This is a genomic window from Enterococcus sp. DIV1090 (assembly GCF_050537975.1).
Taxonomy (GTDB): domain Bacteria; phylum Bacillota; class Bacilli; order Lactobacillales; family Enterococcaceae; genus Enterococcus; species Enterococcus faecalis.
Genome location: NZ_CP172917.1, coordinates 2,544,051 through 2,569,381, shown reverse-complemented (window position 1 = coordinate 2,569,381; position 25,331 = coordinate 2,544,051). Strand labels below are relative to the sequence as shown.

22 protein-coding genes are annotated in these 25,331 nt (G+C 37.8%); 14 read left to right on the top strand and 8 right to left on the bottom strand.

Translation table 11 applies throughout. From position 1 onward, the window contains the following. Window positions 1-121: 121 nt before the first annotated feature. On the top strand, window positions 122-2,674 hold the full coding sequence (locus IGL48_RS12525) for a cation-transporting P-type ATPase (protein WP_002385260.1): 2,553 nt from the start codon (window positions 122-124) through the stop codon (window positions 2,672-2,674). A gap of 5 nt (window positions 2,675-2,679) precedes the next feature. On the opposite strand, the gene IGL48_RS12520 is transcribed toward IGL48_RS12525, so the two are convergent. The 5 genes from IGL48_RS12520 to IGL48_RS12500 form a co-directional block, all read right to left on the bottom strand. Then, window positions 2,680-4,119: a helix-turn-helix domain-containing protein gene (locus IGL48_RS12520; protein WP_161797700.1), complete on the bottom strand. Its 1,440-nt coding sequence runs from the start codon at window positions 4,117-4,119 to the stop codon at window positions 2,680-2,682. A gap of 100 nt (window positions 4,120-4,219) precedes the next feature. Continuing rightward, window positions 4,220-5,401 (bottom strand): hypothetical protein, encoded by a 1,182-nt coding sequence (locus IGL48_RS12515; protein WP_010823247.1) that lies wholly within the window; start codon window positions 5,399-5,401, stop codon window positions 4,220-4,222. Window positions 5,402-5,444: 43 nt separating this feature from the next. Further along, window positions 5,445-6,869, bottom strand: a complete 1,425-nt coding sequence (locus tag IGL48_RS12510; protein WP_113826027.1) for a DUF1116 domain-containing protein — start codon at window positions 6,867-6,869, stop codon at window positions 5,445-5,447. Continuing rightward, a complete protein-coding gene (fdrA, locus tag IGL48_RS12505; RefSeq protein WP_048949376.1) occupies window positions 6,856-8,415 on the bottom strand; it encodes an acyl-CoA synthetase FdrA in 1,560 nt (519 codons plus the stop codon). Before fdrA ends, IGL48_RS12510 begins: the two co-directional genes overlap by 14 nt. Next, on the bottom strand, window positions 8,393-9,259 hold the full coding sequence (locus tag IGL48_RS12500; RefSeq protein WP_048949377.1) for a DUF2877 domain-containing protein: 867 nt from the start codon (window positions 9,257-9,259) through the stop codon (window positions 8,393-8,395). The genes fdrA and IGL48_RS12500 overlap by 23 nt, the downstream gene beginning before the upstream one ends. Before the next feature lie 127 nt (window positions 9,260-9,386). Here IGL48_RS12500 and IGL48_RS12495 point away from each other — a divergent pair, with 127 nt between their 5' ends. Both IGL48_RS12495 and IGL48_RS12490 read left to right on the top strand, forming a co-directional pair. Beyond that, on the top strand, window positions 9,387-11,045 hold the full coding sequence (locus IGL48_RS12495; protein WP_002378925.1) for a PucR family transcriptional regulator: 1,659 nt from the start codon (window positions 9,387-9,389) through the stop codon (window positions 11,043-11,045). Between the two features lie 207 nt (window positions 11,046-11,252). Further along, window positions 11,253-12,461 (top strand): hypothetical protein, encoded by a 1,209-nt coding sequence (locus IGL48_RS12490; RefSeq protein WP_002378924.1) that lies wholly within the window; start codon window positions 11,253-11,255, stop codon window positions 12,459-12,461. Between the two features lie 46 nt (window positions 12,462-12,507). Here IGL48_RS12490 and IGL48_RS12485 read toward each other — a convergent pair whose 3' ends face one another. Continuing rightward, window positions 12,508-13,260 (bottom strand): MerR family transcriptional regulator, encoded by a 753-nt coding sequence (locus IGL48_RS12485; protein WP_010824223.1) that lies wholly within the window; start codon window positions 13,258-13,260, stop codon window positions 12,508-12,510. 111 nt (window positions 13,261-13,371) lie between these two features. On the opposite strand from IGL48_RS12485, the gene IGL48_RS12480 reads away from it, so the two are divergent. Beyond that, window positions 13,372-14,673 carry a PTS sugar transporter subunit IIC gene (locus tag IGL48_RS12480; RefSeq protein WP_010824222.1) on the top strand — a complete coding sequence of 434 codons (1,302 nt, stop codon included), beginning with the start codon at window positions 13,372-13,374 and terminating at the stop codon, window positions 14,671-14,673. Continuing rightward, window positions 14,666-16,078, top strand: a complete 1,413-nt coding sequence (locus tag IGL48_RS12475) for a glycoside hydrolase family 1 protein (protein WP_010824221.1) — start codon at window positions 14,666-14,668, stop codon at window positions 16,076-16,078. Before IGL48_RS12480 ends, IGL48_RS12475 begins: the two co-directional genes overlap by 8 nt. 103 nt (window positions 16,079-16,181) lie before the next feature. Here IGL48_RS12475 and IGL48_RS12470 read toward each other — a convergent pair whose 3' ends face one another. After that, window positions 16,182-17,249: a choloylglycine hydrolase family protein gene (locus IGL48_RS12470; RefSeq protein ID WP_002367364.1), complete on the bottom strand. Its 1,068-nt coding sequence runs from the start codon at window positions 17,247-17,249 to the stop codon at window positions 16,182-16,184. A 176-nt stretch (window positions 17,250-17,425) separates the two neighbouring features. Between IGL48_RS12470 and IGL48_RS12465 the strand changes: the two genes are divergently transcribed. Beyond that, a complete protein-coding gene (locus IGL48_RS12465; protein WP_025190629.1) occupies window positions 17,426-19,087 on the top strand; it encodes a SulP family inorganic anion transporter in 1,662 nt (553 codons plus the stop codon). A gap of 164 nt (window positions 19,088-19,251) precedes the next feature. Here the strand turns inward: IGL48_RS12465 and IGL48_RS12460 are convergent, their stop codons facing one another. Beyond that, complete coding sequence (locus tag IGL48_RS12460; protein ID WP_010824219.1) at window positions 19,252-19,944, bottom strand: hypothetical protein; 693 nt, start codon at window positions 19,942-19,944, stop codon at window positions 19,252-19,254. Window positions 19,945-20,136: 192 nt separating this feature from the next. Here IGL48_RS12460 and sylA point away from each other — a divergent pair, with 192 nt between their 5' ends. The 8 genes from sylA (at window position 20,137) to IGL48_RS12420 (ending at window position 25,273) form a co-directional block, all read left to right on the top strand. Next, window positions 20,137-20,589 carry a transcriptional regulator SylA gene (gene sylA / locus IGL48_RS12455; protein WP_002367362.1) on the top strand — a complete coding sequence of 151 codons (453 nt, stop codon included), beginning with the start codon at window positions 20,137-20,139 and terminating at the stop codon, window positions 20,587-20,589. Between the two features lie 18 nt (window positions 20,590-20,607). Further along, window positions 20,608-21,120, top strand: coding sequence for a GNAT family N-acetyltransferase (locus tag IGL48_RS12450; protein WP_010824218.1), 513 nt, complete (start codon window positions 20,608-20,610; stop codon window positions 21,118-21,120). A gap of 282 nt (window positions 21,121-21,402) precedes the next feature. After that, window positions 21,403-21,657, top strand: a complete 255-nt coding sequence (locus IGL48_RS12445; protein WP_113826025.1) for a hypothetical protein — start codon at window positions 21,403-21,405, stop codon at window positions 21,655-21,657. Window positions 21,658-21,666: 9 nt separating this feature from the next. Then, window positions 21,667-22,029 carry a hypothetical protein gene (locus IGL48_RS12440; RefSeq protein ID WP_010824655.1) on the top strand — a complete coding sequence of 121 codons (363 nt, stop codon included), beginning with the start codon at window positions 21,667-21,669 and terminating at the stop codon, window positions 22,027-22,029. Next, window positions 22,020-23,444, top strand: a complete 1,425-nt coding sequence (locus IGL48_RS12435; RefSeq protein WP_430601651.1) for a T7SS effector LXG polymorphic toxin — start codon at window positions 22,020-22,022, stop codon at window positions 23,442-23,444. The genes IGL48_RS12440 and IGL48_RS12435 overlap by 10 nt, the downstream gene beginning before the upstream one ends. 11 nt (window positions 23,445-23,455) lie before the next feature. Then, window positions 23,456-23,755 carry a hypothetical protein gene (locus tag IGL48_RS12430; RefSeq protein WP_010824215.1) on the top strand — a complete coding sequence of 100 codons (300 nt, stop codon included), beginning with the start codon at window positions 23,456-23,458 and terminating at the stop codon, window positions 23,753-23,755. Between the two features lie 155 nt (window positions 23,756-23,910). Next, window positions 23,911-24,945: an EndoU domain-containing protein gene (locus tag IGL48_RS12425; RefSeq protein WP_010824214.1), complete on the top strand. Its 1,035-nt coding sequence runs from the start codon at window positions 23,911-23,913 to the stop codon at window positions 24,943-24,945. A gap of 19 nt (window positions 24,946-24,964) precedes the next feature. Next, window positions 24,965-25,273 (top strand): hypothetical protein, encoded by a 309-nt coding sequence (locus tag IGL48_RS12420; protein WP_010824213.1) that lies wholly within the window; start codon window positions 24,965-24,967, stop codon window positions 25,271-25,273. The last annotated feature ends 58 nt before the right edge of the window (window positions 25,274-25,331 follow it).

Below are 25,331 nucleotides of genomic sequence, written 5' to 3'. Positions count from 1 at the left end.
GTTGTTCCTTTCTTTAATAATCTTGGCCCCATTTTTTTCAGGGGCCACTGAAATTATCGACCATTTTGTGAAGAAAATCCTCTCTATAATAAAGGTATCAAGTAAATAGGAGGTACACGAAATGAAATGGTATCAACTTTCCTCAACAAAAGTAATCGAGCAGACTAAGACGAAGCAAACGGGTCTTTCTAGCGAAGAACGTCAGCAACGTTTACAAACGAATGGTCCAAATAAAATTGAAGAAAAACAACAACTGAAAACGTGGCAAAAGCTAGCCAAACATTTTACAGATTTACTAATGGTGGTCTTACTCGCTGCCGCAATTCTAAAATTTGCCACAGGCGAAGTGGTCGAAGGAAGTATCATTTTTCTAGTGGTACTTGTCAATGGCTTTGTCGGTTATTGGCAAGAGCGTAAAGCAGAAGAATCATTAGACGGCCTGAAACAGATGATGGGCCAAGAGGCAGTCGTTCTAATTGATGGACAAAAAACAACCGTTTCTTCTGAAACATTGGTTCTGGGAGATGTAGTCACGTTACAAGCTGGCGATGTAGTCCCAGCAGATTTGCGCTTATTTGATGTACATAATCTGATGATTGAAGAATCAATTTTGACAGGCGAATCAGAAGCCGTGGAGAAAATTACCGGTTCCTTGAATGAAGAATTGCCAACAGGCGATCAAAAGAATTTGGCTTTTTCAGGAACTCTTGTCCAAGCGGGCTCAGCCTTAGGCGTTGTAGTAGAAACAGGAGATTCCACTGAAGTTGGAAAAATTAATCACGCGTTGCAGTCAGTAGATCAAAAAACAACGCCGCTCGTGCGGAAAATGCACCAATTAAACAAGCAAATTTTCCAAGGGATTATGGTCTTGATCGTGTTTCTGATTTTCTTTACCACTTTTCGTCATGGCATGGAATGGAGCCTCTTATTTTCTGCGATGATTGCATTAATTGTAGCAATGATTCCAGAAGGCTTACCTGCTGTGTTAACGATGATTTTATCGATGGGTGTTCATGAGATGGCTAGAGAAAATGCGATTATTAAAGGCATGCCTTCCGTTGAAACATTAGGTTCAATGACAGTTATCTGTTCAGACAAAACAGGAACGCTAACTAAAAATGAAATGACGGTAATGGATGTAGTGACTGAAGAAATGACCATTGTCAAAGAGATTATGGCCAACTGTCAAGAATTGAAATTACAAGACCAACAAAAAATCGCCGACTTACAAGGGAATCCTACCGAGTTAGCTTTACTACAATATGTTGATCAGGATCAACTGTCTTTACGCCCTGTAGAAAAGAAAATTCCGTTTAGTTCAAGTTATAAATACATGGCCACTCGCCATCCGCAAGCAGAAGGTTCAATTATTTATGTCAAAGGTGCGCCAGAAGTATTGTTACAACTTTCTACGTTATCTGATAATCAAAAAGGTGCTTGGCAAGCACAAGCTGCGCAATTAGCGCAAAAAGGACAACGGGTATTAGGTTTCGCTTATAAGACAGTTACGTCACAACAGGAACTGACACATGAAACATTGTCAGGATTGACGTTTGCTGGACTGGCAGGCATCATCGATCCGCCAAAAGAAAGTGCCATTCAAGCCGTCAAAGAATCTCAAGAAGCAGGTATTTCCGTCAAAATGATTACCGGAGACCATAAAGATACAGCGCAAGCCATTGGCGAGCAAGTTGGTTTAAAGCATACGAAAAAAGTCCTTGAAGGATTAGAAATTGATGCTATGTCAGATGAAGAATTAGCTCAGCACGTTCAAAAAGTCGATGTATTTGCACGAACGACGCCAGAACATAAATTACGAATTGTCACGGCTTTACAAAACAATGGTGAAATTGTCGGGATGACCGGCGATGGCGTGAACGATGCGCCAGCACTAAAGAAAGCCGATGTCGGAATTGCCATGGGAATTAAAGGAAGTGAAGTAACCAAACAAGCCGCAGATATGGTTTTGGCAGATGATAATTTCCATACGATTGCTAAAGCCGTGAAAGAAGGACGCCGCATTTTTGATAACTTGAAAAAGACGATTACCTTCTTCTTGCCAACCTCTTTAGCACAAGGTTTAATTGTTGTCTGGGCGCTTTTAATGAATCATCCTCTACCGTTGACACCTGTCCAGATATTATGGGTAAACATGGTAACTACGATTACTTTGTCTTATGCATTAGGTTTTGAAAAAGCGAGTGCTGATACCATGAAACGACCACCAAGAGATGTCAACGAAGGCATTTTAACAAAGTACAGTATTTTTAGAATCGTCTATGTGTCGGTACTCATTATGGTGCCAGGTTACCTTATGGCATTACAATTTGAGGGCCAAGCCTTACAGCAAACGTTCCTCTTACAAAGTATCGTCTTAGCGCAAGCAGCGTATATGATCAACTGTCGTAAGTTGGTTGATCCGTCGTTAAGCACAGGCTTTTTCCAAAATAAAGTGTTGTTTGCTTCATTAGGAATCCTCTTTTTACTACAAGCGCTAGTAGTTTACTGGCCAGTAGCGCAGCAATTAATTGGCACAACTTCTTTAAATGGCCTTCAATTAGCAATGATTTTCGTCCATGTTGTGAGTCTGTTTTTCCTTGTTGAAGGGGAAAAATATATAACCAAACGATTCATGACGAAAGAAAGCCAAAAAACTAGCGAATGTCCTCGCTAGTTCCTTTAAAAATAAGAATGAAGAGTGAGCTCTGCTAGTCGGCGGAGTTCATTTTTTGTTGGAATTAAAGAGAGATAAAAGACAGGAAGATCAAGATGATCCAAGGGAAAATTGGAAATGATTATGTCGGCTTCATTTAACGTCAACTGGCTTAGTTCCACATATTCAATAGCTTGTAATTTCACACGAGTACCTAAATAAGCAGCTAATTCTTGTTGCAAAAAAGCTTTCCAAGCAGGTTCCCCTTGAAAGAGGAAATAGGCAGTCATCGTTTGGGCCTGAATGGAATAAATGGCTTGTTTTTCTAACAAAGAAGCCAAACTAAGAAAATAAGTCGGTTCTTCAATCGTGGTGTAGCGAGATAAAATCTCCAAAAGTTCTTGGTTGCTCTTTGATAACGCAAGGTCCTCTGCGGCTTGTTCGGTCATTAATTCTTGATATTCCAATTGAAATTGCTCAGAAAGTGTTGGGGACTCGGTATATTTAATGAATAACAATAACAGATTATCCAATAAATTTGTTTGGATTAAATCAGGCCGGGCTTCTTCAGTGGACAAATTAGTGACAAACTGTTGTAACGACTTTCGCAGCTGACTGTAATGAGTGTGGAGCGCAGAAGCCAACGTTTCGCCATAGACATTATCGTAATTCCAGCTTTCTAAGAAACAAAAGAAGGCGAAAAAACTTTCTTCTCCTTGCAAATAGATACCTTCAGAAGCATAAAGTTTTGCCAAGGACGGTTGATAAAGTTGAAACAAGACATCTTTTGAATCAAAAGAAAATTGACTCACTCGGCAATTGGCTTTGTTGCGAATCGTGTTAATAAAAAACCAACAAGCGCCAAAAATTTCTTCCGTTTCCACCGTCAACTCACTACTGTAAACTTGTTTCAAAAATTGAAAATAATGCTCCTCATGAATAGAATAATCGTCAAAAAAATAATTATTATGAGTAAAAGGCACCAACAAGCGATGATAAAAAATCCGAATATTGCTTTCTGCCCCGATTAACTGAATGGTGGCTGTGGTTAGCTGAATCGTTAAATGAAAATCACGTAAGGCCAGATTCATCTTTTTGATATGTCGCTTCAAAGTTTCATAAGAAACACCACTAGTGCTCAAAAAAGAAGTTGTCACCAACTCTTTCGTAAATAGTAGCTCTTTTAATAGCTGAATACTAATGGATTGAGGTAAAAATAATGACCAAAGCTCATTGGTTTGCGCATTCCCCTGATTGCGTAACCGAATACCACTGCTATCGGTTTCAATGGACCAGTCGGCGGGTAATTGACTGCGAATATACTGTAAATCCGAAAAAACGGTTCGCTCTGTCGTCTGGATTTGCGTGGCTAAACGCTTGGCTGTCAGCTGAGGAACATTTAACAACTGTTCCAACAAACGAATTTGCCGAAGCAAATCTTTTTCCGTTATCACACGTTTTAACATGGAGTACATGGCAAAACCTCCTTTTGCTTAAGAATACGGATAAAAAGGGGATTGGTCAATTAAAAAAAGAAGCGAATCGTCATTCGCTTCTTTTTATTCACTATACAAAAATATCAAATGTATGCAAAACGGCTGACAATAAAATGGTTACAACAGCCATTCCTGATACAAAGCCGACAGCACCAGGAACAAACGGAGGTAATCGTTTAGCAATATAGCTACCGACAGGGGCCGCACTGATTCCTGCTAAAACGGCGATGGTCAGGGAAAGCCAAAAGCCACCACCCATCATTAAAATCACACCAGGAACAATACTGACCAGTGGCATAAACGTTGGATACCAACCTTCTTCAGCGAAATGTTTTCGATAAAGAAAAACACCAACAGCCGAAGCAATCATTTGTCCCATTAAAATGTCAGGAACCAAGCCAGAACCATTTGTAATATGATTAATATTGACAAACCAATCTGTTAAAACGCCTAGAATTACCAAACCTCCAACTAACTCATTTCCATAAAACCAAGCTTCGGAGAAGTCGGCAAAAGTGCGTCGTATTGACCATTGAAAGGTTTGCGTATTTTCAATTTTAGGTTGTTTTTGCCGCTTCTGAGCGATTGGTGCAACAGAAGGAACCATCCAAGGAAGTTGATGACAGATGGCTGAAACAATCCAGCCAACAAAAGCCATTGTGGTAACGTTGGAAACTGTCCCAGGTACATTTAAAAGGGGCATCAATTGCGCATTCAGCCAATTGGCAAACGGAAAGGTGAAAAGCGCACTCAACAGAGAAATCGTTCCTAATTTTTTCCAGCCAGGACCATAAACGAGCGTTAAAGCTGGCGGCGTGCCGACAACCACAATAAACGTTGGTAACCACAACACTTCTTTTGTAAAAAAGCGTGTAAAATCAAAAACATAAATAGTTAAAAAGAGGGAAAGTAGCTGAGAAGCAAGTACCCAAGGCCAAGCACCAGAGCCACCAGCAATTGCAAATCCCTGCCATTTTGAATTTTTTCGATAAAGTTGCCAAGCAATCAGACCGCCGATTAGTAAGAAAAGCGTTGTAAAAAGTCCACCGTAAAATTCCCCTTCCGTGAAGTTCATAACAAAATAGATAAATTTGTAAAATCCCTGCTGATTCACTTTGGTAACTACGTCATTGTAAGGAAAAAAGTTAGACACATGTCGAAAGCCATTCATGATCCAATACAGGAACATTCCCAAAAAAATTTTTACAACAAGAGCTGAAACGGCTTCGTAATTGATCGATTTATTTTTCATATGATCGCTCCAAAAAAAATGACATTTTACTAAGTTTTTGAAATTAGTTTATTTTAGCTACTAAAGCTTTTAGTGCCTCGTTAAAGACATTTGCTGGCGGATTAGTCAATCCAGCGCCAATCATACCAATCCCCGGTTCTTTATGAGCAATAGCAGTATTAATGACAGGCAGCATCCCTGTTTCTAAGACTTTTAAGACATCGATGCCTGAAGGAATCCCCATAAAATCTAAAACAGGAATCGTGACATTGGGATTTTCTTTCGTAGTAATTTCCAGCATTTCTTTTGAATAATTCAATGCTTCTGCCACTGTTCCGCCAACTAATGGGACAATTGCTGGTGCAGCTGCCATAGCAAATCCGCCAACCCCATACGTTTCTGTAATAGCACTATCGCCCATATCCAAACCAGCATCTTCTTGTGTGTAACCAGCAAACATCGGACCAATCACCCGTTGGGCAGGCCCCGTAAACCAGTGATTTCCGCCAATTCCACTGACACGAATCCCAAATTCGACCCCGTTGCGACACATGGTGGTGACAATTGTACTATTCTCCACATTATGCCCAGCATCTAACGCACATTTAGCGGCGCCCATCCAAGTCGGACCAGAAAAATAGTCAGAACTGCCAAGAAATTCAAATACTTCTTTTAATTGTTCACGAGAAAAATCAGTTTGAACCATGTAAGGTGTTAATGCTTGGACTAACAACGTACTTCCGGCTACATTGCGATTATGGCACTCATCGCCCATATGCAAGGCTTGCGAAAGCATTAAGCGTAAATCAATGCCTTCTGGACAAAAAGTCATGGCATCATGAAGTAATGGACCTAAAACATCGCGCATCCAAATCAGGCGATCCACGACGGATTGATCATTTGCACCAAATCGTAAAACTTTCGCCAATTGTTCACTTAAATTAGTAAAAGCCGTGTTGCCGTACGTTTCATTTTTGATAATATGAACGTACATATTCGGAGAAGTCACGCCAGCCATGGAACCAACGGCATCATGTTCATGACAAGGAGAAAACGTAATCGCGCCAGAACGAGCAACCCGATCGGCATCAGCTAGATCTTTTGCTAATCCTTCAAAAACAAGCGCTCCTTGAACGGCACCTTTCATCGGTCCGCACATATTTTCATAAGTAATGGGTGGCCCAGCATGTAAAATGGTCGTTTCAGTCATATCGGGCATGACATTAATTGCTTTATCAAATCCCACTAAAATAGGTTTTGATTGAATAATGCGGGTAACCGCTTCTTCGTTGGCTTGTTGGATTTTTTCATAAAATGTTGGATTTTTTAATTGATCCAATAATTTTAATAGCTCTGGGTCACCATTGGCTGGCGGTGCCCAATTTACTTGATGTGAAGGAATCCCTTGTTTTTTCATATCTTCATGAATAAAGTCAATGCCTACATTGATCGTATCTAAAGGCTGTTTAAAAAGATCATTTCTGCTCATGTTCGTTCGCTCCTTTTACAAAAGTTTTGGTGGCTTCGCAAAGTTGATGACTGCTGTCGACAACGAGAACCTCTAAATCTTCTAAAATTTTCCGCTGTTCATGAATATCTTGTGGATCTTCTTCGGTCCCTAAAACATAGCCAATAATGGCTAACTCACGACCATCTGCTTTTGCTATTGCTTTGGCTTCCTTTAACGCTTCCGCTAACACGCCAACGGGATTTTCGTGAGAACCATAACCTAATTCAAAATCTAACGCTAAAACTGCCACTTCAGGATCTTTGGCTTCTTGAAGAATGCGAGTAATCCGAGAAGTCGGATCGATCATTGGATGTGGGCGGCCTTCTGTGAAACGATCATCACCGAAATCAATCAATGTATGTGCTTGGCTGTGGTCAGGATTTGCTAATTGTCGTTCAGGAATTTTATGAATATTACTATAAACATCATCAGAGACTTCTGTTAAAGCATATAAAAGTTCATCACAAAGAGTGCCACCACAGAACAACCCACGAACAAATTTTTGAGAAGGGGCTTGTTGCTGTTGGATAGCTGTTAACGTTGCGCCTGTCGGATTTTGATAGAGGCTGGTTTCCGCTTCCTGTGTTTGACTAAATTGAATCACCTTTTGAACTGCATCCAGAGAAGAAGTAGCAAAAGTGACGTTGTCTATTTTTCGTTCCGTTTGTTCACTGCCGATAAAATAAATAACAACTGGTTTAGTTGAAACAGCTAATTTTTTTAAAATTTTCTCTGTTACTTCTGGAGCAGGCGGTTTAGAAATAAGTAAAATTGCCTTAGTTTGTTCGTCAGCCATTAAGGCATCCAGCCCGTCAAGCATCATCAGCCCACCAATTTCAGCAGACAAATCACGGCCGCCAGTACCAATTAATTGTGAAATCCCATAACCATATTTATGGATTTGGACACTAACTTCTTGGCTGCCTGTACCAGAAGCGCCGACAATTCCAATATTTCCTGAACGTACCTCGTTAGCAAAACATAACCCAACGCCATTAATAATCGCTGTTCCACAATCAGGGCCCATCACAAACAGTTCTTTTTCGTGTGCTTTTTGTTTTAACGCTAATTCCTCGTCAACCGTCACGTTATCACTAAAGAGCATGACGTGTTTTTGCTGATCTAAAGCTTTATGCGCTTCTCGTGCAGCAAATTTTCCATTGACAGAAATTACAACTAAGTTGGCATCAGGCTCTTCATGAAGGGCTGAATCTAACGTCTTATAGGTTACTTCAGAAGAAGCGGTTTTCTTTTTCTTCGTAAATAACTCGTCGACTTGCTGTAAAATTTCTTCTGAGTTCGCTTGGTCATCAAGATCTAAAACAAGTAATAAATCACCTGTTGTAACATGATCCAAGGCGGGTGTATATAAACCAACATTCCGAATCACTTCAAGATTCATGTCGGTTCCCATCCCAATCATTGCGGTTTTAACTCCAGCCAGTTCATTGGCTCGTGTTGAAATGGTCATTAAAGTAACTGAATCAAAATAGGCGTTCTTTTTAATTACTGTTTGAATTGTCATGATTATTCTCCTCACAAAATAGTTTTAAACCAAAAATAATGCCGCAAAGTATGTCGCTTCCTGAAGTTGAGCCCACCTCCTCTAAAGCTGAAACCGCTTGAGCCATTTCGTTTGTATTTCCACTTTCAATTGATAAAAAAACACGCTGAACTAGCTGAGAAAACCGTTCGTTCACTGCTTCATGGATTTCCGCATAACTGACCGCATTCGTTCGTTCCTTGGCTAGCACAGCCAGCTGTTGGAAATTCGAGGGAAGCTGCTGTAAAGCAGAAAAACTAGCAAGTAATCCTGTGATAAAATCATCGCCAGTGGGGGTTAAACCAATCCCCAATCCCAAAATCTTCGTTAAACAATCAAGAGCTATTTTAAAAGATTTTTGCTCCCAAGCCTGTTGAAAATGAATCATTTCTTTTTGAATCTGGGTCCGACTATAAGAATCAAAAAGAAAGGTTGACGGCGAAACAGGAAAAAGCGCTTGCCAAGGATTGAAACGAGTTTGCTGAATATACGTTAAAAAAATAGCTATCTTTGTTTTACTGGGTGTTAAATAAAGTGGCGTTGGTTGCCAAATTTGGGCATCGGCTAGGGTTAATTGTCGTCGGCCTAACCGGATAAACAGGGGCTCAATTTGGACAGGTAAATCAGCGAAATGGCTAAGTTTTTTTTCATCGAGTATAATCGTGTTAGGTGCTATATGTTCGGGATGCGTTGAAATGGTCAAGAGAATTTCTTGGGTGTCTACATGACCATAATTAATAGCGTGCGTAAAACATTGCAAACTAGTCAATGTTTGATGAGGGAGTTTCGATAAAATCGTTTGGTCATAAGCTAAAATTTTTGTCATTCCAACGACCTCCTTTTTAATAGCGCTTTCACGACTTCATAATAAAAGAATCCAGCACGCTAAACAATTGCTAAAAATGACATTGATTTACAAGTTTGAATGGACAATTTGTACATTGGGAGGATAAATGATGTTAAAAGTGAGTGATTTATTAACGTTAGAAGAATTACCTGGCATTACCTTAGTGGCAGGACATAAAAATCAGGACCAACCGATTTTAAAAGTCAATATTTTAGAAAATCCTGATATTTTAGATTGGCTAACAGCAGGTGAGCTGCTGTTAACGACAGGGTACATATTTAAAGATGATCGGAAATTACAGAAAAATTTTTTGAAAGAACTAGCTAAACACCATTGTGCTGCCTTAGGATTTAAAACCCAACGTTATTTTGAAGAAGTTCCACCAGACCTAATCAAATTAGCAGATGAAATGAACGTTCCTATTTTAGCAATTCCTTACAATTACACCTTTTCGCAAATTGCTGACGTGTTGAAAAGTCGTGTCACGTTAGAACAATTTGACATGAATGCGCAAGAAACCGCATTGCATAATAAAATTTACCAAATCTTAGAAACGGGAAGTAGCAGTTTTCATTTGCTGCAGGATCTAGCAGAAACCATTCAAAATCCTGTCTTGTTATTGAATGACCACTTTGAAGGAGTTAATTTTTTTGACTTGCCTAAAAATCCAATTCGTATTTCTAGCATTTTAGAAGATAGACAAGAAACCTCAGAGTTCCAAAAACAATTGCTGGAACAAAGTCATCCATTATTACGCTTTTATCAAGAACCGATTCATTTACAGTTGAAACTCCAGAACCAAGTGGTGCCAATTGAAATTTATCCAATTAAAAAGAAAAATGTTATTTTATATTATTTGCTCGTCTGGAACACCTTGGCCCCATTACGACCAGTCGACGTGGCTCATTTTAAAATCACAGCTCATTACTTACTTTTACAATTGCAATTGGAATACTCACGGAAATTTGAAGAATACCAACAACGAAACGAATTATTTTTTAAGCTGATTGCGCATGAAAAGAGGGATCAAGCTGTTTTCCAACAATTTCAACAATATTATCGCTTGGCAATAGATAAGCCCTATGCGATTTTGCTAATTTCATTAACCTTAAATGAACGCCAAAGGCAAGAAAGAATGTCTATTTTAGGCAACCAGCTAAACCAAGTTATCTTAGGGGACAAACAAAAAATTGTTTGTATTGAAATTGACAGTTCCTTTGTCTTATTAGTTGAAAATCCACCTGAAAAAGAAGGCGATTATCTGAAAATGATGCAACGCCTAGCAAAAAGTAGCATAAATCAGTTAATGAAAGTACAAGAAGATGTGGAACTTTTCCTAACAATAGGACCTAAGATTCAAGGTCTGACCCAGATTCATGAATCGTATCAACAAGCGATTGACGTTTTAGCCTTTCAACGCCAATTCATTGCAGAAAAACCTGAAATGAGGATTGCTTCCTACGCGAATTTTCATCTTAGACAGACACTACAACGTTATTTTTTAGAAGAAGGACAAGCAACCCTCAGAAACAAATATCTCCAACCATTGCAGAAAAGTGATCAACAGCAACATACCGACTTTGTCCATACACTGAATGTCTATTTTCAATCAAAACGAAACTTGTCTCAAACAGCCAAAAAGCTCTTTATTCATCGTAATACTTTGTTACAACGATTGGAGAAAATTGAACAGCTAGTGCTGTTGGATTTTGATAAGGAAGTGGATTTGTTGGCGCTGGAAGTGGCGTTGTTTGTGGGAACTTAAGAAGCAATATAAGTGGCGGTTTTTAATTTAATGGAATATATATAGCTAAAAGAAACGATTATACAAGAAGGATAATTTAATCAATAAAAAATGGAATCTTTTCATAACCTCAATTTTTTCAAAAAAATAAATCCTTCCCAAAATCTTCAAACACAAACCACTAACTATCTGCTACTATAAAAGAAACAACTATCATTTGGAGGAAGTATGCGTAACAGAAAAATGTGGACAATTATCGTCAGTGGGTTATTTTTAAGTAGTATCATCGCGGGAATTTCAGGAGCATTTTTAATCATTGAAGGAGAGTTAACGACTCTGCTCTGGGAGGTATTGCCAGCGCAAATGAAGTGGCCAATCCTCTATTATTTTGTCTTGTGTGTGCTAGGAGCGTGGGTATTGAGTTATCTGAAGAAACGCTTCGGGCAAGTACCACAAACGGCGCATGAGGCGCTGACAGAATTGAAGGCGAAACAATCGGTCGATTATTCAGGTGTGTTTAGAAATTTATTGGCCGCCTTGGTAATTTTAATTTTCGGGGCTGGTGTCGGTCCTGAAGCCGCATTGTTGGGAGCAATTATTTCGTTGTCAGTCTGGCAATCTGATAAGTTACGGTACCTTTATTTTCATTATGACGAGCAAGAACAGCAAACATTTTGGACAAAAATCCAGCGCTTACTACATCCGCAACAGTTTGTTCAGCGCTACGATACGAGGCTCGCTCCTGTGGATAAAAAGAAACTGAAACAAGTGATGAACGGGTTATTTATTGTGAACGGGTTGGTGGTGTTTACCTTTTTAATGAAATTGGTGGGACACCCATCGTTTATTACGAAGTTAGGAACTGGAAAAATTGAAATGGCTTCGTTATGGCTGATTTTACCCGCTTTATTAACTGCTTTTGTGATTAGTAACGCCTATCAATGGTTGCAAGCTGCTCTGGCTAAACTATGCCAACCTTTTGAAGAAAAGCAAAGCATACTGGTAAGCTTTGGTGCAGCCTGTATTTTTCTTTTTGTTATTTTAATGCCAAGATTACTATTTTCAGGACAATCTTTTATGCATTTAGTTCCTAGTTTTGGTAGTCAACAAGCCTGGTATATCTTGGTGGTCGCTGCGATAATGAAACTAGTATTTTTACAAGTTTGTTTACACACGGGTTGGATAGGTGGCGATATTTTTCCCGTCGTTTTTTCAGCTATTTTAATCGGGTTTGCGGTCGCACAATTTTTCCCAACAATTGACTCGCTTTTTGTTGTCGCAATTTTTGCTACGAGTTTAACAACCCAGATTTTAGGGACGATTCTTGTACCAGGCATTTTTGTGGGGCTCTTTTTCCCAATCACGCTTTGGCCAGTTGTAGTCCTTGTGTTATTTTTACAATGGCTATTGAAAAATAAAATTATTAAGAGTAACTAGAAAAACGTCAAATCGACTTAGGGGATTAAGCCGATTTGACGTTTTTCTAATTAGAACACTCAAACCATAGTTGATAGTAATCTTGATGTTTTTTTGAAAGCAGATAGCGGCCCAATAGTTGATGGACTTGATAGCCTTGTTCTTGTAAGTAAATTAGATTTTTCTGAATTTGTTGTGGCTGCAACTGATTACTACTTTCTTCTATACAAATCAGTTGACTATAGTAGCTTTTAGAAGCATCGAATTCCCAGTGTAAGACTAAAGGGAAAGCGGCGCTGTCTTTATTAGTCGTTGAAAAATGTTCAATAGTTTGTTCATCTGGTGATAAAACAAAGCCTAAAATACTTGGATCATTTAAGTAAAGCAAAAGATTTTCTGCTTTAGCAGGGTGGAAATAGTAAAGAGTTTTAAACGGCGGTATTTCTTCTTTCAAGACTTCCTCTTGTAGTTGGCTGACTTCTTCATATTTTTGTTGATAAGTGATTAAGTTTCTGTGAATTTGCTTTAACTGTGTAATGCGTTCTTCTAAATCTTGACGTGCATTTTCTAGTAATTTCTGGGTATCTGATAATGGGTTGGTATATAAGTTTTTAATTTCTTTAATGGAAAAATTTAAGTCGCGATAAAACTTGATTTCACAGATAGCAATCAGCTGTTCTGTTGTGTATTGTCGATAATCATTTGTATCGCCTCGAACAGAATGAATCAACCGTTCTTTTTCCCAATAGCGCAATGTGGACTTAGGAATTTTCAACAAGGAAGCAATCGTTTCTAGCGAGTAAAGATGGTCTTGGTTCATCAGCATTCACCTCAATTTTAGTATAACACAAAATTAGTTTATAAAACCGCTTTACCTTGAAGTAACTTTAAGGTGTATACTCAACGTAAATTAGAAAGAGGAGAGAATTGTATGTTTGATAAATTTCAACGTTTTTTAGAAAAGTTTATTGGTCCAATCGCTGAAAGAATGCAAAAAAGTAAGGTCATTCAAGCACTAACTAATGGGATGATGGCTGTTTTACCCGTTTCTTTAGGGGTTGCTTTTATCGCAATTGTAGGGAATTTTCCTATTCCAATTTGGCAAGAATTTTTAACATCCATTGGGTTAGCTCCAATCATTCAAGAAGTCATTGCTATGACCAGTGGCTTGTACGCTGTTTACATTGTTTGTACCATTGCGTATGAAACTGCGAAGATGGAAAAACAAACTCCCATCACTAGTGTTATTTTATCTTTGGCATTTTTCTTGATCTTGGTACCACAGTTTGCCGTTAAATTAGGTGGAGAAGAAACAGTTGTCATTAAAACAGCATCAATTGGGACTGACGGGATTTTTGTAGCTATTCTAGTCGGTTTAGGTGTAACTATGTTATATAGTTATTTAATGAAAAAAGAATTTTTACGAATTAAATTACCTGATTCCGTTCCTACGATGGTGACAGATTCGTTAAGTCCAACCTTTGTAGCCATGATAATTTTTGTGGTAGCTTTATTAGTCAAAACTATTTTCACATATACTGGTTCGGGGGATGCGATGAGCTTTTTAACCGAGCTAGTGAGTAAACCAATTGCATCATTAGGTCAATCACCAATGACGGTTATTGTAGTCTTTACACTAGCAAATCTATTATGGTTTTTTGGTATTCATCCAAGTCCAATTATTAATATTTTCTTTGCTGTGATGGCGCCAGTTTTTTTAGCTAATATTAATGCATTTATTGCTGGTCAAGCGTTGCCTTATCCAGAAATTATGTTTTTCTCTAGTATTATTATGGTTGGCGGAACTGGGAATACGATTGGTTTAGCCTTTTGTATGTTAAGAGCAAAATCAGAACGATACAAATCCCTTGGTAAATTAGGTGTTGTACCAAGTATTTTCAATATTAATGAGCCATTGATTTTCGGTGTTCCGATTATGCTGAACCCTATTTTCTTTATTCCGTTGGTAAGTTCAACAGCTGTCGGTGGTTTGGTGTTACATTTATTCTATAAAGTTGGTTTCTTAAATTACTATAATCCAACGGTTGAATTACCTTGGGTGACACCACCAGTTGTTGCAGAAACTTTCTATGGCGGCATTCGCTTTGGGTTGGCAATGATTGCTGTGGTAATTGCTCTGACGTTGTTATATTATCCGTTTTTCCGTATGGCTGATGAACGAGCAGTGAAAGAAGAGCAGACCTTAGCGACAGGAGAACAAGAAAATGAGTAGCAGCGAAAAAAAACAATTGAGCAGTATGCCAAATGATTTTTTGTGGGGTGGTGCAATTTCTGCTACTCAAGTAGAAGGTGCCTATAACCGTGACGGAAAAGGCTTGAGTAATTTAGATTTGGCTTTGCGTTGTAAAAAAGGGGAGAAACGTCAAATAACTCAACAAGTGGATGTAAATCAATACTATCCTTCTCATCGAGCGATTGGCTTTTATGAAAGTTATCAAAAAGATATCCAACTGTTCGCTGATATGGGATTTAAAAGTCTTCGATTTTCAATCCAATGGTCACGCATTTTTCCAACTGGAGAAGAGGAACGGCCTAATGAAGCAGGTTTATTATTTTATGAAAAAATTTTGGACGAGCTAGAGCGTCATCGAATCGAACCAATTATAACGATTTCACATTTTGATTTACCAGAAAATTTAGTGACAAAATATGGTTCGTGGAAAAATCGCCAAGTCATTACGCTCTATTTACGCTTTTGTGAAGCGCTATTTCAACGATTCAGTGATCGTGTCCGCTATTGGATTCCGTTTAATGAGATTAATGTTATTACGTATATGCCTTATTTTTCTACTGGGATTCATACAGAAAATTATCAAGAAATTTTCCAAATGGCGCATCATCAGTTAGTAGCAAGTGCAAAAGCGGTTCAATTAGGTCGGAAATATTCAAGTAACTATCGTTTTGCAACAATGCTTATGTATGGCCCGACTTATCCGCACAATTGTCACCCTGAATCTGTTTTTCAAGCAATGATGGATGATGAGGAAACCTATTATTTTGGTGATATTCAGATTCGAGGATATTATTCTCCGTGGGCTAAAAAAATGTTGGAGCAACTGGATGTCCAACTAGTTATTACAGAAGAAGATGAACAAGACCTACGAGAAGGTGTGGTGGACTTTGTTAGTATAAGTTATTATATGAGTTGGACTACTGCACCAGAAACAGTAGCAGGAAATATGGCAACAGGAGGGGAAAATCCCTTTTTAGAGCAATCTGAATGGGGCTGGCAAGTGGATCCACTGGGACTGCGGATTAGTTTAAATCGTTTGTATCAACGGTATGAGAAAGAAATTATGATTGTTGAAAATGGCTTAGGAGCAGTTGATCATTGTTCAGAAAATGGTGAAATTTATGACGATTATCGCATTGATTATTTACAACAACATTTGCTGGCAGTGAAACAAGCGATTGTCTTAGATGGTGTGCCAGTAATTGGTTTTACCGTCTGGAGTGCCATCGACTCAATTAGTGCTTCAACTGGAGAAATTGGTAAAAGGTATGGTTTGATTTATGTAGATTTAGATGATGAAGGTCAGGGGACGCTGGCTCGAAAAAAGAAAGCCTCTTTTTATTGGTATCAAAAGATCATTGAGTCCAATGGTGCAGAGTTGTAAGCTCTATTTTCCGGAGTGGTATGATAAAATAACTGAACAACTAAACGCATGAACGAAACAACGTCTCTGACCAAGCACATGGTCAGAGACGTTGTTTGTGTTTTTATTGATTTAAATCTGTTAGTAGTAGCTCGTTAGAAACAGCAAAAGTAGTAACTTCTGTTAAAGCTGGATCCAAAGTGTATTTTGTAAATGAGGTAGTACTTTCTGGTTGGACATACATGGTTAGATTAGTCACATCATATCCTGACCAATAATGTGTGAAATCAGACAGAGAATTACTTTGACCTAAATGGCCAATCCCCCGAGGAATCATCACTGTTTGGAAGGCGCGATAGAGTTGCATAATCCCTTCAGAGCTATCAAATTCTTGGAGATTGTCAGAATAGTATAACGCACGAATGAAGCGTGACGGCGAAGTGAAGTCTCCTGGGATTCCTAATAGTCCGTAAGAAGTCCCACCTTCAATTGGGTCAAGTGTTGCGCCTGATTTTAAAGTGTAAGGTTCTTTAATAGCGTAGTTGCGCATTCCGATATAGTTTCGTGCATTGGTTAAATGATAATTGTATTCTGGGCTGTTTGTGACTACGCCAATCGAATCATAAATGACGAACGCTCCGTTATCTGTTGGTTGCAAAACGATACTATTATTATTTTTATCATTAATGGTCCAGTGTAAGGTGAAATGAACTTCCCCCAATGAATCAAGTTGGAATTTTTGATCTAACAGGCCGATTTTTTCAAAAGCTACTTTTACTTCGTCAACGCTTTCAAAATTACTCAAAATATAAGCAAGTACTTCTTCTGCAATATGAGGTGTTAAACCACGATCTGCTAAACTTTCAGCAGGTGCTGTTGAAGATTCCATTAAATATTGAATATCACCAGATAAGCCGGCTTCGTTGATACCATCTGTGATAGCAAGGCTGACGGTTTTACCATCGTTCGCTGGTTGATCTGTGCCTGACATTGCTAGTCCCATAAAGGCATATTTTGCCGTCCAAGGATTTAGTTGGCTATTTAGAACTGTACCTTTTGGAAATTGAGCAATTAGAGTAGGGATTTTTGGTGCAATTGGATCTTCGTTGCCAAAAAAATCAAACGTAAAATCCATCGTACGTCCATAAAAAATATCATTTGTTTTGGAAATAATCTTGATGCCTGTACACATAATAGTTTCCCCCAATTAATGTAAGTTTGTGAAGCCTGTTTACTAGTTAAGCATATCATACTCTAGGAAACAGCGGTGGCTAAATTCCTAAAATATTAGACAATTTTGTCTAAATGAGGTGAAAAAAATTTTTTAGCGATTTCCTTCACAAAACACCTTATTATCTTTCCGAAAATATGATATCTTTAGAATGGAAATTTCATGAAAAGAGGATGCGAATGTTTAAAAAGTACACACAAATGATAAGGGATGAATTTAAAGGGTATAATCAAAAAAAATTGAAAAAAGATTTCTTGGCAGGTTTGACTGTCGCAGCCGTCGCGTTGCCGTTAGCGTTAGCGTTTGGGGTCTCTAGCGGCGCCACTGCAGCAGCTGGCATGATCACGGCGATTATCGCTGGAATTGTGATTGGGAGCCTTTCAGGTGGGTTTTATCAAATTTCAGGACCAACAGGTGCGATGGCAGCTATTTTAATGTCAATTGCGGCAGTGCATGGCATGCAAGGGATTTTGTTGGCCACCTTTTTGGCAGGAATTTTCTTGCTTTTGGCAGGGATTTTGCGTTTAGGGAGCTTGACTTCTTTTATTCCGTCACCGGTCATTACCGGGTTTACTTCAGGAATTGCTATTATTATTGCGTTGGGGCAGCTTGATAATTTCTTTGGGGTTCGTTCAGAAGGCCACAATTTAATTGAGAAAATCAGCAGTTATCGTTCATTGGGCTTTGATTTAAGTATACCAACGACGGTTATGTCGATTTTAGTGGTGCTTGGATTAGTATTCTTTCCGAAAAAGTGGAATGCGATGATACCAGCTTCATTGGTGATGATTATTTTAGCTACGTTAGCAACAGTGGTTTTTCAACTGCCAGTGGCCACTGTAGGGAAAATTCCGACAAGTATTTTTAGTGATACACGTTTGGAACTTGGTTCGCTTCAATTAAGTGCGTTTCAGGATATTTTGGTGCCTTCAATTAGCATTGCTATGTTAGGTATGATTGAAAGTTTGCTTTGTGGCGCTTCGGCTGGTCGCATGACAGGGAAACCATTAGACAGTAATCAGGAACTAGTGGCACAAGGAATTGGCAACTTAATTTTGCCATTTTTCGGTGGCGTGCCTGCGACGGCAGCGATTGCCCGCACGAGCGTAGTGATTAAATCTGGTGCGCAAACACGTTTAGCGGGTATTTTTCATGCGGTCTTTTTATTGTTATCGATGTTGCTTTTATCGCCAGTCATGTCTAAAATTCCCATGCCTGCGTTAGCTGGTGTTTTAGTGGTGACAGCGTGGCGAATGAATGAATGGTCGGTGATTAAAGAATTCTTCCAGAAACGTTTCCACACAGCCTTATGTTTATTCTTTTTAACGATGATAGCGACCGTTATTTTTGACTTGAGTTTAGCGATTGTTTTAGGGGTCTTAGCTGGTTGCCTGTTTTTCATTGCGAAAAGTGCCGTGATTACGATTAATGTCGAGGAAGTTGATTGGTCAAGAATGGGGCTAGTACCGACCGGTTGTACGGAAAATTGGGTGGTAGTTTATTTGAGTGGCCCGTTATTTTTCATGTCTTCTGAACGATTGAAACAAACGTTACTGCAATTGGAAACAAAAAGTGGTGTAGTATTTTCAATGCGAGGAGTTCCTAGCATTGATAGTACGGCGTTAGATATTTTAGAAGAGTTTTGTCTCGCAGCAGAAGGTCGTGGACAACAAGTTCAATTTGCCGCTCTGCAACCAGAAGTTGAAAAAATGATTCGAACCATTCAAGGAAATCAAGAGAAAGAATACCATTTCTCAGTCGCAGAATTTTTACAAACGGTGCATGTTGCAGAACAATAATTCATTTTCAAATGAAATGTTCTATTTTCTATCGCGGGCTTAATGGGTGAAGAAATAAGAAAAATAAGTGGGGACTAAAACGAGTTTCTAGAGGAGTTCCTAAAAAATAATAAAGAGAAAACTTCTCAGTATGAAGTTTTCTCTTTATTATTTTTTTAGGTTATTTATTGAATTACTTCTAGCATAACGTCTTTTTGATCATCCGTAACATTGCCTGCGTAGTTAGGAGTGATTAAAGATATCGAACCATTTTTATTGTTGAATAAGTATAAAGTACCCGATCTATTTTGTTCATCGTTTGAAGAAATATTAGTTCCTAAAATTAACTCTGTATTTACTTTAACGGTGCGAATACTGTTATCGGCCGCTGAAAATATTCTAATCTCTTTTGTAGGAATTGTATTTATAGATAGCTCATATTTATTAATGGCTTCTTTCACTTGACCATTTTCAGCCCCAAACAATTTAGTTCGGAAGGTAGCAGTTGGTGTTGAATTTAAGTTCTCTAACGTAATTGAAGTTGGCACATTCATTCCTTTAAAATTAAATACGAGTGGATTGTTTAAACTACTAAGATCGACAGCATAAGGTGTTGCTTCTAAAGAATTTGCTTCTTCGACATTTGTGGATACTTCATTTTTAGACTTTGACGAAGCCTGAGTGGTACTGGGACTTTCTGAAGTTTCTTTTAGTTTATTACTAGAGCTTGTTTCTGTGCTAGAACTGTAATGATTAGTACTGCTTTTTATTGATGTTGTATGATTGGTAGGATTTTCTTGTTTTTTAGGTTCATTCGCTTTTTGAGAACTACAACCTGTTAAAAAAATAACTAAAATAACACAAAATAATTTTTTCATACTATTCCTCCTATAGACGCTATAACTAATTTTATCTTACTTGTTAATATAACAAAAGAAATAATTATTTTATTTTCACGAATGCTCAAATTGTTTAAATCTGTAGTTTTTATACTTATTTTTGTTGCATTTGCAACAAAAATAAGTTAAAGTAATGACAATCATAAAATATTAGCGAAAGGAAGTGTCCTAGTGACAGATATTTTAAGAGAAATTGGCATGATTGCGCGGGCCTTAGATTCAATCAGTAATATTGAATTTAAGGAATTATCTTTAACACGAGGACAATATCTTTATTTGGTCAGGGTCTGTGAAAATCCTGGAATTATCCAAGAAAAGATCGCCGAACTGATTAAAGTTGATCGAACCACAGCGGCGCGGGCGATTAAGCGTTTGGAAGAACAAGGCTTTATTTATCGTCAAGAAGATGCAAGCAACAAAAAAATTAAGCGGATTTATGCCACAGAAAAAGGGGAAAACGTTTATCCAATCATTGTGCGCGAAAATCAACACTCGAATCAAGTTGCTTTGCAAGGCTTGTCAGAAGTGGAAATTTCACAATTGGCAGAGTACTTAGTCCGGATGCGTAAAAATGTCAGCGAAGATTGGGAATTTGTCAAAAAAGGGAACACTCGAAATTATTAAGGAAAGGACGACTGATTGATGGGAGAAATAAAAAAATTAACAATAGAAGATGCACCAGCGTTACAAGAAATCAGCATTGAAACTTATACAGATACTTTTGGACCGTACAATACGCCAGAAAATATGCAAGCCTATTTAGTAGAAGCCTACAATTTAGAAAAATTACAAAAGGAATTGGCTAATCCCCACTCTGACTTTTATTTTATCTTTGTCGATAATCAATTAGCTGGCTACATGAAATTAAATCGTGAGAGGGCACAAACGGAACCGATGGGGCCAGAAAAGCTCGAGGTTGAGCGATTGTATATTTTGCCTGCGTTTAAAGGAAAGAAGCTGGGGACAAAATTGTTAGAACTGGCGGAAGAGAAATCTCGTGAATTTGGTAAAAAAGCACTGTGGCTAGGTGTCTGGGAACACAATGATGCGGCGCGGGCATTTTATAAAACGATTGGCTACCGCTATTATAGTCAACATTCATTTTTTATGGGAGACGATGAACAGACGGATTTTATTTTGTTAAAGGAATTGTAGTAGAGAAAAGTGAAAATAATCAAAAGGCGATTATTTTCACTTTTTTTATTTTTATATAAAAAAATTATATTATTTTTTTGTTTTTTAGGTTTCGTTTATTTTTAAAAGGCTATTTAGTTAAGTTTTTTTTGTTTATATAACATTTATTTATTTTTTAAAACATAATTTTAAACCTTATTAAATTTGTTGTTAGTGAAAAACGTTTTGATTTTAGTTATCATTTTATTTATAATTGATTTAGTTTGATGTGGGTAAAAAAATGAAAAGGAGTGATGAGGAAATATGGTAAAAATTGCATCCAATCAAGGCGCTGCCCAAAAGGCAATTGCCGGGATTAAGAATGTATCTGTGAATAAAAAACAAACATGTCATTTAGGAGAAAGCAATATTTCAAGCATGAAAAAAGGGGTTAAAGTCAGTAATCAACTGCTCAATCAATTAGCAAAAGTAGTCAATGGTGTCAACGCACAAGCCAATAAATTCCCCAAATTAGCGGCAACGATGGCGGCTAGAGATAGCCAAACAACGTTAAAATAAGGAGAAACGATGGAAAAGGATACGAATGAAAAATTAAGAAGGAACTATGCGGAACAGATTGTCGAAAAAGAACGAGCGATGGATCAATTGTCGAAGGAAAAGAAGCAAATCCAAACCATTTTTGGTACACTAGAGTATGAACTAACTAGAAATTTTCGCGAACTTGAGCAACTCAACGCAGAAGTGATTCATAAAGACGGTAAGTCTACGCGTTGGGAGCAAGAGGAGCTCTCTGGAAAACAACGCTATTTAAAGGGCTTTTTACAACAACAGACACATGAATTAAGTCAAAGATACACAAAAGCAACCGCACAATCGAATGAAGAACGACTACAGCTCCAAAGAGAAAGGAGTCGGTTGTCATGGGATTAATCTACTCCAGTAGCGATTCTTCAGCAATGATGCGTGCGCTGTCCAGCAACCTAGCAGTTGCCCGAACAACCACCAGTGAGCTAACAGCTGGTTGTCAGCAACTAATCGCAGCTATCGACGGTCATACATTGTCTGGTGCTGCCTATAATGCGGGAAAAGGGCTATTTTCAGAATTAGTGATTCCGACGATTCATCGAATGACTGCCGCCGTTGATAATGTCCAAAGTGATTTGGCCAAATACAGCGCTGCGGATGGGTTTATTGCCAGTGAAGGTTTTTTAGATGAAGACAAACTCAAATTAAAAATAAAAATCATGAAAGCCAACCAACAATTATTGCACGATTCTGCTAGGGAAGTCGCCACGCTAGCCCATAGTCAGCCAATTCCAGGAATTTATGAACTCTTACAAAATGCCCAACGGACCTTTATTAAGATGGCAGAAAGCATGCAACAAGACATTGATAAGCTCCACAAGCAAATTCAAAAGCTCAATGAGTTTGACCGACAAACCAAAAACCTGTTCGCCACTAGCTTAGAAGAAATGGAATTGGCGATGCAAGGGATCTTAGTCCTGAATGAAACAACTGTCAAAAGCAACGGCCTCTACACCTTACCAAGTGGTGTTGATAAAAGTTACTTCACGGAAATTAAAAAAGAAGCTTCTACGGTTCTTGAAACAGCCAAACCAAAAATAGAGCTAATCAAGAAAACCGACAGTCTAGAAGAAATCAGCAGAAAAACCATTGCTTGTGCAAATATAGGCATTAATCCTTATACAGGTGAAAAGATAACTGAAAGTCAAGCCAATCGATTTAAGTATGCGGCGTGGGCAGGCACATTAACAGAAGTTGGTAATGTGGTGCTAGGTTCTTATTATGGGAATAAAACAGCCTCACGATTGAAAAATTCTGGACAAGGGAAAAAATCAGTAAGTTCTAAATATGATATGAGAAAGTACACATACAATGGATTCTCTAACCCTGGTCCTCTTTCTGAAATGTATGGTTATCCAATTAAGAATTTCTATGGAGGACGGTATAACCAGCGAGTTTTGACCCAAGATGCATACTTTTATCGAGCGGGTGAAGCTGGGGGATTGACAATGCCTGGTAAAGGAAAAAATGCTCTGGGACAATGGTTTACTTATGAAGCTCCTGAGTCAGTCGCTAAAGTCAGAATAGATACAGCAGTAAAGCCTCAGTGGATAAACCCAAAAACTGGATTTTTAGAAGGTCAATCTATTGTGAACGCTACGTATAAAATTAAGGTCCCAAAAGGAACAACTATTTATGAGGGACCTGTGGGATTACAGAATGGGTTATATGCTGGTGGATTAGATCATACTCAGATATTTATTTCTGAGCCTTGGAAATTAAAAGGGATAGAAATAATTAGTGAATCAAAATTAAAATAAAAAGGGGAAGAATGATGGATAATATAAAAATATTGAAAACACAATACCAAATACTTTTGGACAATTTAATACATTATGGAGATAAATCAAATATTCCTCAAATTCAAACAATTAAATATATTTTAAATTTATTAGACAGCAATCCTGACATGACGCAGATAAAAACAATGAATGAATCGTTATATCCTCCAAGAGGTGGCTTAGGTGAATTTTATGTTTGGGATGATGATTACGATAAAAGAATAGATTTAAATGAACCGATTGATAAAGCAAAATCAATTACATGGGAAATTTTGAATCAAGAATTTTAATGAAAGATTAATATTGATCAAATAAACAACAAACCATTGATACAAGACTCTAACAAGACATTGACAAGCTCCACAAGCAAATACAAAAGCTCAATGAGTTTGACCGACAAACCAAAAACCTGTTCGCCACTAGCTTAGAAGAAATGCAGTTGGCGATGCAAGGTATCTTAGTCCTGAATGAAACAACTGTCAAAAGCAACGGCCTCTACACCTTGCCAAGTGGGGTTGATAAAAGTTACTTCACGGAAATTAAAAAAGATACTAAAAATGAAGTGACTGACAAACAGCTGTTAGCGGGTTGCACCATTCTTTATGTTCATGATAAAAAGAACGGTTTCAATTATTACATGTTAGAAAAAGACGGCTATTCCTACCGAATAGACGAGAAAAAACTATCAGGAAACTTAGCTTCTCTAGTAAAAAAATATGACTTAGATGTAGTAGAACTGACGTCAAAGGAACTGACTACCCGAGTCAATAATCAGCAGAAAAAAGGCTATAATTACTTTGAAAAAGATGACAGAGTTTTTGGATTAGGTCTCCTGTCAAAAGGCCAAGGAGTTATGGATAAAATCCAAGAATCAGGTGTGTGGGATTCCCTGTGGATGTTAGGATTAAGTGCCGCAGCAATCCGAAGTACCCAGACATTTTCTAACGAAGTTAGAGGAACAGATAACGCTGTTTTAAGAGGAAGTAAAAACGGAAAGACTTATGTGTTAGATATAGATAAGCCTAAAAGTGCTAGGAGCATGACTTATAATAAAGTCGGTGGGGCTAATGTGAGAAATAATGTACCTGATTCAATATTAAAGCATGCTGATTTAGGAGATTTCAATACTAATAATCGATTGATTAATGGTGGTCATGGGCAAAGTAATATGGATTATTTGAAAGAAAATGATATAGATTTTAATATTGTTAAAGAATATCCAAATGGTGTTAGAACGGGGAATATTCCAAGTCATAAAAATAAAATGAAACGAACAGGAAATGGTCAGTCATGGTTTCCTAAAGAATGGAATGATTCTAAAATTCGTGATGCTGGTAATCATATAAATAATCTTCCACAGAATAAGAAATTACCTGATGGTCAATGGGCATTTGGAGATTATGATGGTGTTAGAGTGGGGATAATAAAGAAAGATGGAAAAGTGACAACAATAATACCTGATAACTCTAGACAACCGTAAAAGAAGGAGAGAGCTAAAAATGATTGTTTCTGAAAAAATAGAAAATTTAATAAATGAACGAAAAAAATTATTACCAGATGACCCAAGAATTAATGAAATATGGGATGAATTGACGCAAATATTTTCAGAAGATGAGAAAGCCACGATTGAATATCTGAATAATTGTTCTGAAAGTCAATTAGAATGGATAAGCGAAGTATTTGAAGATATATCGGAAAATCTACAAAGTGAAGATTTTATTGATACATTAGAAAAACTGCAGAAAAAATTTCCAGATTTAGATTTGGAGATGGATATTTCATATGCGAAGGAAGCATTAAACAATTAGATTAGTAAAATAAAAAGGCACTTTACTATCTGATTGGCGTCAAATAGTAAAGTCTTGA